This window comes from Microbulbifer sp. ABF4_143, from assembly GCF_056160225.1.
Map to the genome: position 1 here is coordinate 76,415 of NZ_JBSWWT010000011.1, position 15,458 is coordinate 91,872.

The 15,458-nt window shown below is 63.9% G+C and carries 13 protein-coding genes; 2 read left to right on the forward strand and 11 right to left on the reverse strand.

What is annotated here, in order from left to right; all coding sequences use genetic code 11:
* Positions 1 to 3: 3 nt before the first annotated feature.
* From ACXAF3_RS10505 to tilS, 10 genes are all read right to left on the reverse strand, one after another.
* Complete coding sequence (locus tag ACXAF3_RS10505) at positions 4 to 969, reverse strand: DUF368 domain-containing protein (RefSeq protein ID WP_475112248.1); 966 nt, start codon at positions 967 to 969, stop codon at positions 4 to 6.
* On the reverse strand, positions 966 to 1,637 hold the full coding sequence (locus tag ACXAF3_RS10510) for a protein-L-isoaspartate(D-aspartate) O-methyltransferase (RefSeq protein WP_475112249.1): 672 nt from the start codon (positions 1,635 to 1,637) through the stop codon (positions 966 to 968). Before ACXAF3_RS10510 ends, ACXAF3_RS10505 begins: the two co-directional genes overlap by 4 nt.
* Positions 1,638 to 1,755: 118 nt before the next feature.
* Positions 1,756 to 2,718 carry a tRNA pseudouridine(13) synthase TruD gene (gene truD, locus ACXAF3_RS10515; protein WP_475112250.1) on the reverse strand — a complete coding sequence of 321 codons (963 nt, stop codon included), beginning with the start codon at positions 2,716 to 2,718 and terminating at the stop codon, positions 1,756 to 1,758.
* A complete protein-coding gene (gene ispF / locus ACXAF3_RS10520; protein WP_475112251.1) occupies positions 2,711 to 3,196 on the reverse strand; it encodes a 2-C-methyl-D-erythritol 2,4-cyclodiphosphate synthase in 486 nt (161 codons plus the stop codon). Before ispF ends, truD begins: the two co-directional genes overlap by 8 nt.
* Complete coding sequence (gene ispD, locus ACXAF3_RS10525; RefSeq protein WP_475112252.1) at positions 3,196 to 3,924, reverse strand: 2-C-methyl-D-erythritol 4-phosphate cytidylyltransferase; 729 nt, start codon at positions 3,922 to 3,924, stop codon at positions 3,196 to 3,198. Before ispD ends, ispF begins: the two co-directional genes overlap by 1 nt.
* On the reverse strand, positions 3,917 to 4,210 hold the full coding sequence (locus tag ACXAF3_RS10530; RefSeq protein ID WP_475112253.1) for a septum formation initiator family protein: 294 nt from the start codon (positions 4,208 to 4,210) through the stop codon (positions 3,917 to 3,919). Before ACXAF3_RS10530 ends, ispD begins: the two co-directional genes overlap by 8 nt.
* 102 nt (positions 4,211 to 4,312) lie before the next feature.
* The gene (gene eno / locus ACXAF3_RS10535; RefSeq protein WP_475112254.1) at positions 4,313 to 5,599 is read right to left on the reverse strand and encodes a phosphopyruvate hydratase; all 1,287 of its coding nucleotides are present in this window, start codon (positions 5,597 to 5,599) and stop codon (positions 4,313 to 4,315) included.
* A gap of 83 nt (positions 5,600 to 5,682) precedes the next feature.
* Complete coding sequence (gene kdsA / locus ACXAF3_RS10540; RefSeq protein ID WP_475112255.1) at positions 5,683 to 6,528, reverse strand: 3-deoxy-8-phosphooctulonate synthase; 846 nt, start codon at positions 6,526 to 6,528, stop codon at positions 5,683 to 5,685.
* Positions 6,529 to 6,664: 136 nt separating this feature from the next.
* On the reverse strand, positions 6,665 to 8,296 hold the full coding sequence (locus ACXAF3_RS10545; RefSeq protein WP_475112256.1) for a CTP synthase: 1,632 nt from the start codon (positions 8,294 to 8,296) through the stop codon (positions 6,665 to 6,667).
* Positions 8,297 to 8,489: 193 nt separating this feature from the next.
* On the reverse strand, positions 8,490 to 9,770 hold the full coding sequence (tilS, locus tag ACXAF3_RS10550) for a tRNA lysidine(34) synthetase TilS (protein ID WP_475112257.1): 1,281 nt from the start codon (positions 9,768 to 9,770) through the stop codon (positions 8,490 to 8,492).
* Positions 9,771 to 9,965: 195 nt separating this feature from the next.
* Here tilS and ACXAF3_RS10555 point away from each other — a divergent pair, with 195 nt between their 5' ends.
* The gene (locus tag ACXAF3_RS10555; protein ID WP_475112258.1) at positions 9,966 to 11,414 is read left to right on the forward strand and encodes a sugar porter family MFS transporter; all 1,449 of its coding nucleotides are present in this window, start codon (positions 9,966 to 9,968) and stop codon (positions 11,412 to 11,414) included.
* A gap of 12 nt (positions 11,415 to 11,426) precedes the next feature.
* Here the strand turns inward: ACXAF3_RS10555 and ACXAF3_RS10560 are convergent, their stop codons facing one another.
* Complete coding sequence (locus tag ACXAF3_RS10560; protein WP_475112259.1) at positions 11,427 to 12,638, reverse strand: helix-turn-helix domain-containing protein; 1,212 nt, start codon at positions 12,636 to 12,638, stop codon at positions 11,427 to 11,429.
* Between the two features lie 283 nt (positions 12,639 to 12,921).
* On the opposite strand from ACXAF3_RS10560, the gene ACXAF3_RS10565 reads away from it, so the two are divergent.
* Positions 12,922 to 15,441, forward strand: coding sequence for a TonB-dependent receptor (locus ACXAF3_RS10565; RefSeq protein WP_475112260.1), 2,520 nt, complete (start codon positions 12,922 to 12,924; stop codon positions 15,439 to 15,441).
* The last annotated feature ends 17 nt before the right edge of the window (positions 15,442 to 15,458 follow it).

The window sequence follows — 15,458 nt, forward strand, 5'->3', positions numbered from 1 at the left end:
ATCTTATTGCGGCTTGGCGCGAGTTTGCCCCTTTCGGAAGCGTCTGCCGAGAAAGTCCACCACCAGTACCAGGGCCACCGCGCTCACCGCCGCGACAAGCGCCGCAGCCAGGTAGGCATCTGCGCCGGTCTGAGCGGCGAAACCCGATGGCGACGTATTGGACATCAGCGGCGCCAGTTTATTCGCACCATCTGCGGCGCCCGCCAGCGGCAGCTTCCACGGCCAGATGATCTTGAGGCTTCCGAGCAGGACGCCGGCGAGAAAGGCCAGGGTGCGCGCGATATAGCGATGCATCAGCCAGGACAGCAGGCGGCTGAACAGCATCAGCCCCGTTGCGGCGCCCGCCGCAAAGCACAGCAGGTTGAGCAGCTGCAGCTCGTGGACCGCGGCCAGTACCCGCGGGTAGATACCGATCAGCAGCAGGATAAAAGCCCCGGAAATACCCGGCAGTATCATCGCGCAGATCGCCAGCGCCCCCGAGAGGAAGAGCGTCAGCGGCGTCGCCGGAACCTCGCCGGGGCGCAGCTCGCTGATCAGTACTGCGGACGCAACGCCGACCAGCAGAAACAGGAAGACCGATGGGGACCAGCGGGGGATGCTGCGCACAACGGGCACCGCAGATGCCAGCACCAGCCCGAAGAAGAAGGCCCAGACCACGATCGGATAGGTGTCCAACAGGGAGCCGATCAGTTTCGCCAGGCTGAAGATACTGAGCAGCACGCCGGAAAAGAGCGCCAGCAGAAAGTTGCCGTTGATATACCGCCAGGCCGACCCGACACCCTCGCGCCGCAGCAGGGTTATACAGTGCGGGCCTATACGGCTCAGGGAGTCGAGCAGTTCTTGGTAAATTCCGGTGATAAACGCGATGGTGCCGCCGGAGACCCCGGGGACCACATCTGCCGCACCCATGGCCATACCGCGCGCAGCGACGCCCAGGTAGCGGCTTCTGAACAGTTTGAATAGATTCATCGCACCACGCCGCTGAGCAGTGGCACAAAGCGCACGGCTTCCAGTTTCTCGACGTCGAACTGGTCGCTGTCTTCGCGGCGGGTAACCAGCGTCAGGTGCTGCCGCTCCGACCCCACCGGGATCACCAGCACACCATTGGGGGCCAGCTGCTGTTTCAGCTCCTGCGGTACAGACGCCGGTGCGGCCGCCGCCAGTATCGCGTCATAGGGCCCCTTCTCCGGCCAGCCGAAACCACCGTTGCTGAGTTTGAACTCGATATTGCACAGATCCAGCTCCCGCAGGCGCCGGCGCGCCTGCTGCAGCAGCGGCTCGATGCGCTCCACCGAGTAGAGCCGCTCGACCAGGCGCGCGAGTATCGCCGTCTGGTAACCGGAGCCGGTGCCCACTTCGAGCACCCTGTGCAGGGACTTCGCGCGGCTCAGCAGCAGTTCGGTCATACGCGCGACGATATAGGGCTGGGAGATGGTCTGGCCGTAGCCGATCGGGAGAGAGGTGTCCTCGTAGGCGCGAAGGGCCAGGGCTTCATCCAGGAACAGGTGGCGCGGGGTGGACGCCATCACATCCAGAACTGCCTCGTTGCCAATGCCCTCTTCCCGCAGCCGCTGAATCAGGCGGTTGCGGGTGCGCTGGGAAGTCATCCCCAAACCTTCGCGTTTCAAGCGATCCATATTCTTCTTATTCCAACCCCTGAAGTGTGCAAGGCCTAGTCCCGCCGGACCCGGGCGGCCCTGCTGCCAGCCGCAGGGTCTTCACATCAAACTATTGTGTTCTTCCGAAGCTCAGATTCTATGTGGCGCCCGATACATTGACCAGCTCCGCGACCTCCCGCAACAGCGCCGTGGCGAAGGCGCCCGACGGCAGGGCGAACTTCAACACCAGGTCGTCGCCGGACCACCGGAAAACGAAGGCTTCGGGGCGCAGCAGCAGCGGGCGCCGCTCCTGCTTCAGGCCGCAGTGCTCCAGCCAGTCACACCAGTGCTGCCAGGGCTCCAGGGCGCGCTGTTCCAGCTCCGCGACCTCTCCCGCGGCGGGGCTTCTGCCCCGGCCCCAGAGCGGACCGCTGGGCTCGGGTTCCGGCTCTCCGGGCAGGGGCCGCTGCCAGCTGCCCGCCTCCACCCGTGCCGCCAGCACCTGATTGAAAATCCAGCTGCGCGCTGCCGACATCGCAAACGCCTTTTCGCTCTTGCGGCAGCGGGCATTCTCCTCCACCAGCCTGCGCACCAGGTCCAGGTTGCCGCCATCGCGGCCGAAGCGTTGTTCGCCGAAGTAATTGGGCACTCCGCCGGGGAGCCGCTCCAGTACCCGCTCGGCGCCCTGCCGGTCGCCGCGGATATTGCGCAGCCGTATGCGGAAGCGGTTGCCGCTGTGCTCGCCGCGGCGCAGTTTGCGCGGGCCGCGGTAATGCTGCAGCAGGGTTATTTCATCACTATTGATCTGCGCCCAGTCCGGCGCGTCCCTCTGCCCGAGCCAGACACTGAACCACTGCGTCGTTACCGCGTGGCGGTCCTTGAGGCCATAGTAACCGATATCCTGGGGCCGCACGCCGGCCAGCTTCGCCAGCGTCTGGGCGACCCAGGCGGTGTTGGCGCCGCGCTTTCGCAGCAGCAGGTAGACATGCTCTCCGCGCTCCGCCAGCGGCGGCGCCGCCAGCTCGTCCACCACAAAATCCTCCGGCTGGGTGCGGAAGTCCCCCGCGATGGCCGCGCCGCCCAGGGCGCGCGGCCAGTCCAAACGCCAGTGATCAGTCATCGGCACGCTCGAGCAGTACCGTGGCCTGGGCGGCAATGCCTTCGCCGCGACCGGTGAACCCGAGCCGCTCGCTGGTAGTGGCCTTCACGCTGATGGCCCCGCCATCCACCGCGCAATCGGCGGCGATATTGGATCGCATGGCATCGATATGCGGCGCCATCTTCGGCGCCTGGGCGATCAGGGTGCAGTCGGCGTTCACCAGGCGGTAGCCGCGCTCGCCAATCAGCGCCACGACTTGGCGCAACAGCGCGCGGCTGTCGGCTCCGGCATAGCTGGCGTCGGTGTCGGGGAAATGGTGGCCGATATCCCCCAGCGCCAGCGCGCCCAGCAGGGCGTCGGCAAGCGCGTGCAGCAACACGTCACCGTCGGAATGGGCAACCAGCCCCTTCTCGTATGGGATCTTGACGCCCCCCAACACGACATGGTCACCGGGGCCGAATGCGTGCACATCGAACCCCTGGCCGATTCTGAAACTCACTATCGTTTGTCCTCTGTGGGCGCATAGCGCAGGCGCAGTATGGTTTCCGCCAGCACGATATCGGATGGGTGGGTGACCTTGAGGTTGTCGCGCCGCCCGGGTACCAGCTGCGGATGCCGGCCGAAAAGCTCCAGCGCGCTGGCTTCATCGGTAATGGCCGCGCCCTGCTCGAGGCCGCGGCGCAGGCAGCTGTGCAACAGGCCCAGCGGTGCCCGCTGCGGTGTCTGCGCGAGCCAGATGCTGTCGCGGTCCAGTGTTTTTTCCACCGCCGCACCGGCCTGCGTCGCGCGGCTCAGTTTTACCGTGTCGCAGGCGGGCTGCGCCAACAGCGACACCGGCTCCGCCCGCAGCAGCGCTTCGATATCCTCCAGGGCGACACAGGGGCGCGCGGCGTCGTGCACGAGCACCGGCGTATCCGCTGACTCCCGCGTGGCGAGAAAGTTGAGTGCGGCCAAGACCGAATCCGCCCGCTCAGCGCCACCGGTAACCCGGTGGATCAACGGGTGCCTGGCTTCCGCCAGATGGGGAAAATAGGAGTCGTCTTCGGACAGCGCCACGACGATGCCCGCGAGCCCCGGCCAGGTGAGAATATTGCGCAGGGTCAGGGACAAAAGTGGGCGCCCCAACAGCGGCAGGTACTGCTTGGGTCTGTCCGCCCCCATGCGCTTGCCCCGGCCCGCGGCGGGCACCACTACCCAGTAACCACTGACGAGAGAAGCGCTAGTCACGCTCTTTGGCCTCTTCGGGGTCGAGAAAGATAAACAGGGTTTCGCCTTCCTTGATCAGGCCCAGGTCGTAGCGCGCCTTGGCCTCAACGCCGTCGGTGCCCTCCTTGAGGCTGCGCACCTCCCGCAACAACTGCCGATTCGTCCGCGCCAGTGCGCTGTTCTTTTCCTGCTGTTCGGCGAGCTGGCGCTTCAAGCGAGTGACTTCCGCCAGGCTGCCCTCGCCTACCCACAGGCGGTACTGGGTAGCCAGAAGCATTGCGGTGAGAGTTGCCAGCAGCCATTTCATAGCGAATGATGAACGATGAACGATGAACGATGAACGATGAATGTAGGGCCGCAACGCGCTGCCGAGGCCCCCATTCATCATCCCGCAATCATCACCCTGAACTTATTTGAATTCCGCGCGGCCGCGATAGGGGGCGGAACCGTTCAGTTCGGCCTCGATGCGCAGCAGGCGGTTGTACTTGGCCACGCGGTCGGAGCGGCACAGGGAGCCGGTCTTGATCTGGCCTGCGGCGGTGGCAACGGCCAGGTCGGCGATGGTGGTGTCTTCGGTTTCGCCGGAGCGGTGGGAGATGACGGCGGTATAGCCGGCGTCCTTGGCCATCTTGATCGCGTCGAGCGTCTCGCTCAGCGAGCCGATCTGGTTGAACTTGATCAGGATGGAGTTGCCCACGCCCTTCTCGATCCCCTCTTTCAGGATCTTGGTGTTGGTCACGAACAGGTCGTCACCCACCAGCTGCACCTTGTCGCCGATCTTGTCGGTCAGCACTTTCCAGCCGTCCCAGTCGCTCTCGTCCATACCGTCTTCGATGGACAGGATCGGGTAGTTGGAGGACAGTTCGGCCAGGTATTCGGCGAAGCCTTCGCTGTCGAACTGCTTGCCCTCACCGGCGAGCACATACTGGCCGTCCTTGTAGAATTCGGAGGAGGCGCAGTCCAGAGCCAAGGTGATGTCGTCGCCCAGGGTGTAGCCGGCTTTTTCAACTGCCTCGGCAATCACTTTCAGGGCCGCCTCGTTGGACGGCAGGTTCGGGGCGAAGCCGCCCTCGTCACCCACCGCGGTGTTGAGGCCGTTGCTGGACAGCACCTTTTTCAAGGAGTGGAAAATTTCCGCCCCCTGGCGCAGGGCTTCGGAGAAGCTCGCGGCCTTGACCGGCTGGATCATGAATTCCTGGATATCCACATTGTTGTCGGCGTGCTCACCGCCATTGAGGATATTCATCATCGGCACCGGCATGGTGTACTGGCCGGCGGTGCCGTTCACCTCGGCAATATGCTGGTACAGCGGAATCTTCTTCGAAGCAGCCGCCGCCTTGGCCGCGGCGAGGGAAACCGCCAGAATGGCGTTGGCGCCCAGCACAGATTTGTTCTCGGTGCCGTCCGCGTCAATCATCGCCTTGTCGAGGGCGCGCTGGTCGGTCGCGTCCATGCCTTTCAGCAGGTCGGCGATGGTGGTGTTGATGTTCTCGACGGCTTTCAGCACACCCTTGCCCAGGTAGCGGCTCTTGTCGCCGTCGCGCAGTTCCAGCGCCTCGCGGGAACCGGTGGAGGCGCCGGACGGGGCGCAGGCGGAACCGATGGAACCGTCTTCCAGAATCACATCGGCTTCGACCGTCGGATTACCGCGGGAATCCAGCACTTCGTAGGCCTTTACGGCAACAATCTTGCTCATTGACAAGGGCTCCATGTTTTTGTGAGTGGGGTGATTGGCAATTCAGTAATTTTGTAGGAGCGGCCCATGGCCGCTCCTACAGTTTATTTGGTATCCAGCGGCGGGAAGCCTTTGACCAGGTCGTCCACGGCTTTCATCTGCGCCAGGAAAGGCTCCAGCTTGTCCAGCGGCAGAGCGCTGGGGCCGTCGCACAGTGCCTTGTCCGGGTCCGGGTGGGCCTCCAGGAACAGACCGGCGATACCGATGGCCAAACCGGCGCGGCCCAACTCGGTGACCTGGGCGCGGCGGCCGCCGGAGGCGGCACCGCCGGGGTCGCGCATCTGCAGCGAGTGGGTCACATCGAAAATCAGCGGCGCGCCGCCAGAGGCGTCGATCATGGTGCGGAAGCCGAGCATGTCCACCACCAGGTTGTCGTAGCCGAAGCAGGCACCGCGCTCGCACAGGATAATTTTTTCATTGCCGCACTCGGCGAATTTCTCCACCACATTCTTGACCTGCGGCGGGCTCATAAACTGCGGTTTTTTCACGTTGATGACCGCCCCGGTCTTCGCCATGGCGGCGACCAGGTCGGTCTGGCGAGCGAGAAAGGCCGGCAACTGGATCACATCTACCACCTCGGCGACGGGCGCCGCCTGGTGCGGCTCGTGCACGTCGGTGATCAGCGGCACATCGAAGGTCTTCTTGATCTCCTCGAAGATCTTCAGGCCCTCTTCCATACCGGGGCCGCGGTAGGAGTGGATGGAGGAGCGGTTCGCCTTGTCGAAGGAGGCCTTGAACACATAGGGGATGCCGAGCTTTTCGGTGACCTTGACGTAGTGTTCGGCAACCTGCATGGCCAGATCGCGGGATTCGAGCACATTCATGCCGCCGAACAGCGCGAACGGCTTGTCGTTGGCGACCTGGATTTTTCCGACTTCAATAATTTTCAATTCTTTCCACCTTTTTTCGCCTGCAAGCAGGCCTCTACCGTCGGTTTCGTAGGATGGGCAAAGCGCAGCATGCCCATCACCCGGCGTTGATGGGCACGTCGCTTCGCGACTGTGCCCATCCTACCCATTCTCGCGATCAGGACTTATCGTGCTGTTTCATCGCAGCGGCGACAAAGCTCTCGAACAGCGGGTGGCCATCGCGCGGGGTGGAGGTGAACTCCGGGTGGAACTGGCAGGCGACGAACCACGGATGTTCCGGCAGTTCGACCATTTCCACCAGGGTGTCGTCCGCAGACCAGCCGCCGATTTTCAGGCCGGCCTGCTGCAGGCGGTCGACGTAGTTGTTGTTGACCTCATAGCGGTGGCGGTGGCGCTCGACGATCACATCGGCACCGTAGATTTCCCGCGCCTTGCTGTCTTTGGCCAGGCGGCACTCCTGGCCGCCGAGGCGCATGGTGCCGCCGAGATCGGACTGCTCGTCGCGCTTCTCGACCTTGCCCTCGCTGTCGATCCACTCGGTGATCAGGGCGATCACCGGGTGCGGGGTCTTGGCGTCGAACTCGGTGCTGTTGGCACCTTCGAGGCCCAGCACGTTGCGCGCGTATTCGATGACAACAGACTGCAGACCGAGGCAGATGCCGAGGAACGGAATATTGTTTTCGCGCGCGTAGCGCACCGCTTCCAGCTTGCCTTCGAGGCCGCGCTCGCCGAAACCGCCGGGCACCAGGATGGCGTCGGCGCCCTTGATCAGATCGATGCCGTTTTCGCCTTCGACGTCCTCGGCATTGATAAAGTCGATATCCACCTTGCAGCGGTGCTTGATGCCCGCGTGGGTCAGGGATTCGATCAGGGACTTGTAGGCGTCCAACAGCTCCATGTATTTGCCGACCATGGCAATCTTCACTTCGTGCTGCGGGTTCAGCTTGCCGTCGACCACCGCATCCCACTCGGACAGATCCGGCGAGCCGCACTCCAGCTGCAGCTTGTCCACGACGATATCGTCGAGACCGTAGCTGTGCAGCAGGCGCGGCACGCTGTAGATGGTCTTGGCATCCGGCAGCGGCACCACCGCGCGCTCCTCGACATTGGTGAACAGCGCTATCTTGCGGCGCGAGTCCTCGTCAATTTCGCGCTCGGAGCGGCACAGCAGGATATCCGGCTGCAGGCCGATGGAGCGCAGCTCCTTGACCGAGTGCTGAGTGGGCTTGGTCTTGGTCTCGCCGGCGGTGGCGATATAGGGCACGTAGCTCAGGTGGATCAGCAGGGCGCGGTTCAGGCCCAGCTCCACGCGCAGCTGGCGCACGGACTCGAGGAACGGCTGGGATTCGATATCGCCCACGGTACCGCCGATCTCGACGATGGCCACGTCCACATCGCGACCGCCTTCAAGCACGCGGCGCTTGATCTCGTCGGTGATGTGCGGGATCACCTGTACGGTACCACCCAGGTAGTCACCGCGGCGCTCCTTGCGCAGCACGGTTTCGTAGACGCGACCGGTGGTGAAGTTGTTGCGCTTGGACATGCGCGTGCGGATAAAGCGCTCGTAGTGGCCGAGATCCAGATCCGTCTCGGCGCCATCTTCGGTCACATAGACCTCGCCGTGCTGGAAGGGGCTCATGGTGCCCGGGTCCACGTTGATATAGGGGTCCAGCTTGAGGATGGTGACCTTGAGGCCGCGGGCCTCGAGAATAGCGGCCAGGGAAGCGGAGGCGATACCTTTCCCCAATGAGGAAACCACGCCACCAGTGACAAAAATATAGCGCGTCATGCAAAACCTTGGTCAGTTGAATGCCCGATGGGATCGGGTTTGCGGGGCTGGCCCGGGAGGACTCTCCTGGAGGCTGTTCCAGAGGCCAGTCGAGTGACCGCCCCGCCCGTCCCGGTGCCTTTGAGATGGGACGCCAGACTACCAGAAAGGCGCCCCGCGCTCAATCCAAAAGCCGCCGATGCGCGGGCGCCGATCAGCCGTCAGCTCCCACATAGCGCCATTCCAGCGCGCCGGTCACAGTGTCGCCACAGACGAACAGATCGCCGACGGCGAGCAACTCCCCGTCGCGGTAGACCAGCGGCACCAGGTCCCGCAGCCAGGGCTCCAGGTCCGCCTCCTGCAGCAGTTTTTTCAGCAGCTGCGAGTGTCTGCGCCCCGACGGCCTGGCGCGCTCGCCGCCGCGGCGAAAGCGAACCAGATAGTCCCCCTCCGGCCAGCCGTCGCCGGCCAGCAGCCGCCAGCCGCCGGGCAGGCTGAGGCTGCCGCGGCCATCCCAGCGCCACTGGCCGGCCTCCATTTTCGGCAGCCGCGGCGTCAGGTAGAGGCGCTCGCGGAAGCGGCGCGCGACCAGGCCGCCGAGCGCGACGGCCATGCGGCTGTCGACGGCGGACTGCAGCGCCTGGTCGAGCGCCTGCGCCAGGTGCACCGCCTCGGGCATGTCGCCGCCGCAATCGGCCAGCCAAGCGCGCAGCAGGTTTTTCTGCCGGCGCCGCGGCAGCGCCCGCAGCGGTTCCAGCGCGACGCTCTCGCCGAAGCGCTCGCGGCGGCGGGCGCACAGTTGCAGGTCCGCGTCGCCCAGATCCCGCAACAGCTCGGCGGCCTCGCGCAGATTGTCCGCCGCCCGCGCCACCCGCTCGCGCAGCGGCCAGCGCCGGCGCAGCAGCGGCAGCACGCTCGCGCGCAGGTAATTTCTGTCGAGCGACTGATCCGCGTTGCTCTCGTCCTCGATCCAGCGCAACTGGCGTGCCCGCGCATAGGCCTCCAAGTGGTCGCGACCGACGCCGAGCAGAGGGCGCAGCACCGTTGCGCCGCCGAGCGCGCGCGCGTCCGCCATGGCCGCCAGCCCCAGCGCACCGGCGCCGCGCAGCAGGCGCAGAAAGAAGGTTTCCACCTGGTCGTCGCCGTGCTGCGCCAGCAGCAGCTGGTCGCCCGGCCGCAGCAGTTCCGCGAAGGCCCGGTAGCGCGCGGCGCGCGCGGCCTGTTCGAGCCCGGAGCCGTCCGTTTCAACCTTCACGCGTCGGGCTTCGAATTGCACGCCCAGTTGTTCGGCCACGGCGGCACAGTGGGCCTGCCAGTCCTCTGCGTGTGGCGACAGACCGTGGTTGACGTGGATCGCCCGCAGCGGAACGCCGGCCTCCACGAGCAGGTGTAACAGCACGGTCGAATCCAAGCCGCCGCTGTACCCGAGCCAGTAGCGCCCGCCCCGGGGGTGGCGGAAGAGGAAGTCGACAATTGTGCGTTTCAGCCGTTCCACAGTTGCTCCAGTACGCTTCTGCGCACGGGTAAGACTTTGCGCAGCGCTCGCAACTTTACCCGGTACTGCCATTCTTTACACCCACCGACAAAAGTCGGACGACCGCCGAGCACCGCAATTCCTATAGTCGGCACACACCCGCGCTGCTGCGCAGGGCGGGCCTGCCAACCCCAAAAATAAACAGAGATCAGAATCATGGATGCAGCGAATCCTACTCTTGCCCCGTCAGCGACACAGGGGGCCGAAGCGGTACCCCTGGGCTTCATCGTACTGATATGCGGAGTCGCCACCATCGGCGGCTTCCTGTTCGGCTTCGACAGCGGCGTCATCAACGGCACCGTCACCGGGCTGCAGCAGGCGTTCAACTCCAACACCGCCGGTACCGGCTTCAATGTGGCATCGATGCTGCTCGGCTGCGCCGTGGGCGCCTTTTTCGCCGGCCGCCTGGCGGACCTCTGGGGGCGCAGGACGCTGCTGCTGATCTCCGCGCTGCTTTTTATCGTCAGCGCCTGGGGCTCCGGGATTGCCGCCAGTTCCCCGGAGTTCGTGTTCTACCGCATTCTCGGCGGTCTCGCGGTGGGCGCCGCCAGCGTGATGTCGCCGGCCTATATCAGCGAGATCGCTCCGGCATCCATTCGCGGCCGCCTGATCACGATCAACCAGATCGCGATTATTTCCGGCCTGTTCGCCGCATTTGTCAGCAACTACTGGCTGGCCAACAGCGCCGGCTCCGCGGTGAACGCCTGGTGGATGGGCTTCAGCGCCTGGCGCTGGATGTTCTGGATCGAAATCGCCCCGGCGACCCTCTTCTTCCTCGCCCTGCTGCTGATTCCTGAAAGCCCGCGCTATCTGGTGCTGTCGCGGCAGACCGCTCGCGCCAGTGAAGTGCTGCGCAGGCTCTACGGCGAAGCGTCCGTGGCCGTAAAACTGGCGAGCATCCGCGAGTCGGTGGCCGGCGACCACCGCCCGCGTATGGCAGACCTGCTGGAAAGCGCCGGTCGGCACGCCGGCAAAGTGCGCAAGATCGTCTGGGTCGGCATTGGTCTGGCGGTATTCCAGCAGCTGGTAGGGATCAATGTGGTGTTCTACTACGGCGCAGTGCTGTGGCAGGCGGTGGGCTTCTCCGAGTCCGACGCCCTGCTGATCAATATCATTTCCGGCGGTGTCAGCATCGCGGCCTGCCTGATCACCATGGCGCTGATCGACCGGATCGGCCGCAAACCGCTGCTGTTGGCCGGCTCCATCGGCATGGCGGCAACCCTCGGCCTAGTGGCTTTCGCCTTCGCCAATTCCACCCTGGATGCCGACGGTAACCTGCAGCTGTCGAGGAGCATGGGGCTGCTGGCACTGGTCGCCGCCAACGCCTATGTGTTCTTCTTCAACGGCTCCTGGGGGCCGGCCATGTGGACCATGCTCGGCGAGATGTTCCCGAACCAGATCCGCGGCTCCGGCCTCGCGGTTTCGGGGCTGTCGCAATGGGTGGCCAACTTCGCGATCACCATGACCTTCCCGATCATGCTGACCGGCATCGGCCTCGCCGGCGCCTACGGTATCTATACCCTGTTCGCACTGCTTTCAATCGCCTTTGTTTTCTACCTGGTGCACGAAACCAAGGGGCTGGAACTGGAGCAGATGCGGGGCTGAGCAACAGCCCCATCAGTGACCGGCCAGCGCCTCCTGCGCGCGGTTGCGGTGACGGAACTCGGTGGGTGTCATGCCCACCAGTTTCTTGAAGAAGGCGTTGAAGGTGGCCTTGGTGTTGAAGCCTGAGTCGAGCATGATGTCCATGACCGTGCGGTCCGCGCAGTCGGGATCGGCGAGCAGCCGTTTGGCCTCCTCGATGCGGTAGTGATTGACGAATTCGAAGAAGTTACGTTCGAAATGGCGATTGATAATATTCGACAGACTGCGCTTCGGGATCTGTAACTGGGCGGACAGCTGCTCCAGTGTCAGCGTTGGTGCCAGGTGGGGCTTCTCCCGCTCCATATAGCTGCTGATCCTGTCCGCCAGCGCCCGGTCCACCTGCGGGCGCGGGCCGCCTTTTGTCGCAGCGTCCCCCTCTGCATCGGGCCAGTCCTGCCCCTCGCGCCGGTCGAGCCCCTCGAACATGGACGAGTAGCTGAGGCTGAAGAAGATCATTGCACTGACCAGGATAAATACCGTGTAGTTGCTGGCCAACCCCATGATGCGGAAGTCCACCATGACGTCCAGGTGGGCGGCAAGGGTCAGGGCGATATTGACCAATACCGCCCAGCCGCGCAGCAACAGGAAGCCCCACACCAGGATCAGCAGCCATTTGAAATCGATCTTGTCCACATTGGAATAGGAGTCGCGGATCTGCCGCCGGCAGTTGCGAATCTCCAACAGGCAGAGCACGCCGAACAGTACGCGCAGCACCTCCCGTGCGAAGCCGACCAGCAAGTTGACCAGCGACTCGTCGTATGGGGTGTATCCCTCCAACATCGCGACTTTTGCCGCATTATCGAAGCGGAAATAGGAGAAGTATTCGAACAGCGCATAGGCGACAAAGGGCAGCAGGTACAGCAGATCGGACCTGGAAAGGCGGTACTTACGATAGATCAGCGAGCGCGTATACCAGAGCAGGACCGGCCCTTCCAGCCAGTAGGCGAAGCCGAATACATAGAAGAGGTTGGGAGAAGCCTGGATGGCCCACTCGCGGAAGCCGGCACCGAAATTAATCAATATATCCAATGGAATGGCCGCCTGGGTAAATAGGAAGAGCGCCAGCAGCACATTGCTGATATAGCCGTCCCGGCGGATCACCAGCAGCAACAGCGCAAAGAGCGTGCACTGGTAGCTGGTCATCATCAGCACCACGTCGTGGAAATTGAACAACAGGATGTCCATGTGCCCCTGTTTCCCCTCACTCTATCTATTTATTTTTATCGCCAGAAGGTTAAGCCCACCGGCCGTCCCGCGCAAGCGCCCATGATCCGCCGGCGGCAATAACTGTGTCCGGCGTGCGGCCGTTCAGGTCAGACTTTGCGCCGCGCGGAAACTTGTACGTCCAAATTTGTGACGAAGCGCAAATCAGGACGATCGTTCCCAATGTCAGCGCAAGAATACCCCCGCCAGTCCTATCCGCGGCCGGCGCGCATGAGTACAAGAAAAAACCAGAGGAGCATCAGCGATGACGCCGTTCAAGACAGATCCCCTAGCACTCGCAGTAACCGCAGTTCTCGCCGGCCTGTACGGCGGTGCCCATGCCCAGGCTGACGATCGTGAAGACAACGCAGGCCTCGAGGAAATCGTGGTAACCGTGGAGCGCCGCGAACAGTCCCTGCAAAGTGTGGCCGGCGTAGCACAGGCCTTCGGCCAGGACAGCCTCGACCGCCTGGGCGTGGGAACCAGCTTCCAAAACCTGCAAAATGTGGTGCCCGGCCTCAATATTGCCGACCAGGAAGGCAATATGGAGATTTACATCCGCGGCGTGGGCTCCAGCAACAACACCGAATTGGGTGATCCGGCCGCCGCCACCCACTTGAACGGCGTCTATATTCCGCGCCCGCGCGGTGTCGGTGCCATGTTCTACGACATCGAGCGGGTAGAAGTGAAAAAGGGGCCACAGGGCACCCTGCGCGGCCGCAACGCCACCGCGGGCACGCTGAATATTGTCGCCAAACGCCCGCAAATGGATGCCGCCACAGCGGACCTGGAGGTCACCGCCGGTAACTTCAGTACCTTCGGGCTGCGCGGTGCCGCCAACCTGCCGCTCGGCGACAGCTTCGCCCTGCGCCTGGCCGGTTACAGTGAGGAACACGATCCCTATTTCACCAACGCCGCACCGGGCAGCAGCCTCGAGGCCGCCGGCAGCGAGGATGTTCAATCGCTGCGCCTGTCGGCCCTTTGGGATATCACAGAGGCCACCAGCCTGCACCTGGTGGCAGACCGCACCGACGAGGGCGGCACCGGCTACCCGGGCGCACAGATCAAACAGGCACTGCAAAACGGCTACGACTTCGACGACCTGGAGGATCCGCGCGCGGTCCTCTACCGGGGCACCGAGGGCGATCTGGACTCCACCCACTCGGGCCTGATGGCGGTGCTGACGCACGAGTTCGACGGTTTGTCGGTCGAGTTATCCTCCAGCTACCGCGATCTGGACTTTACCCAGGTCAACGCCGCCAATGACGGCGTTTACTTCCCCGGCCACGGCCCGGTAAACCAGGAGAATTACAGCAGTCAGTACTGGGATACCCGGTCCACCTCCTACGTGAACGAGCTGCGCCTCTTCTCCAACGGCGACGGCCCGCTGACCTGGTCCGCCGGCGTCTTCCATTTCCGCGAAGATCAGCAGGCGGCACTGTTCAGCCTGTCCGACGGCGGTACCTGGTACACGGGCACCGAGTGGGTGATGCCCGATGTGGACAGTTCTTCCCTGGCCGTCTACGCCGACCTTTCCTACGAGTTCACCGACCGGCTGACCGGCTTCGCCGGCCTGCGCCGCACCGAGGAAGAGAAGTCCCGTTTCGGCACCGGCGGCAACTGGGCCTTCGCCTTCTTTGAAGCCGGTGACGAGTGGGGCACCGCCCTGCCCTCGCGCATCGGCACCCCCGGATTCGAGTACGACGGCCTCGGCCGCAGCAACTTCGACATTCTCGGCGCCAGCGACGCGGAACTCTACGCCTATCTCCTCGACGGCATCGGCCGCTGGGGCCGCGACGACAACCTGGACGACCAGATCGCCTGCGTCACCGATCCCGCCTGTACCGAGATCACCATGCCCTGGACCGTCGGCGCGCCGATACAGCAGAAAGGCCGCTATGAAGACGACTATGTCGACTTCCGTGTGGGCCTGAGCTATCAGCTGAATGACGACAGCATGCTCTACGGCAGTATCGCCAGCGGCCACAAATCCGGCGGTTTCAACGACACCCTGGTCATGCCCGACGGCGAGCTGGTGGCCGAGCCCTACGCGCCGGAAACACTGGTGATGTACGAGGTGGGCGCCAAGAACGAGTTCACCCTCGGCTCGGTGCCGGCGCGCCTGAATGCATCGGCCTTCTATTACGACTACAGCGACCAGGTGCTGCAGATGATCGTCGCCACCGGCGAGGACGACAGCGCGAGCTCGCTGCAGAACCGCAATATCGCCGATTCCGAAATCACCGGCCTGGAACTGGAGAGCCGCTTCCTGCTGCCGGCGGACGTGATGCTGGACATGACCGCCCTGTGGCTGAACGCGGAAGTCAAGAAAGGCGTCATGGCGGATACCCGCCAGAGCTGGGGCACCGACCTGCCGATCGTCGACATCAGCGGCAAAAAACTGCCGCTGGCCTCGGATTTCACCTTCAACCTGGCCCTGTCACAGCGGATCGAGTCGGCTCTGGGCGCCTTTGACTGGACCCTGTCTGCCCAGTATCGCAGCGACTACTTCCTGAGTATCTGGAACGATACCGACTACGACCTGGTGAACGGCGAGACCGTTGTCGGCAACGATCCCGACTATGCCGACGGCGTGGACGGCTACCTGAATCTGGATGCCGGCGTCGGCTACTCCGATCCGAGCGGCCGCTACCGGGTGGAACTCTACGGCGCCAACCTGACCGATGAAGTGGTTTCCCACAAGGGCATCATCGATCACGGCAACAACCTGCGCTTCACCAACCTGCCGCGCACCTATGGCTTGCGGTTCAAGGCCGGCTTCTAAGCCGTCGACGGTTTGCG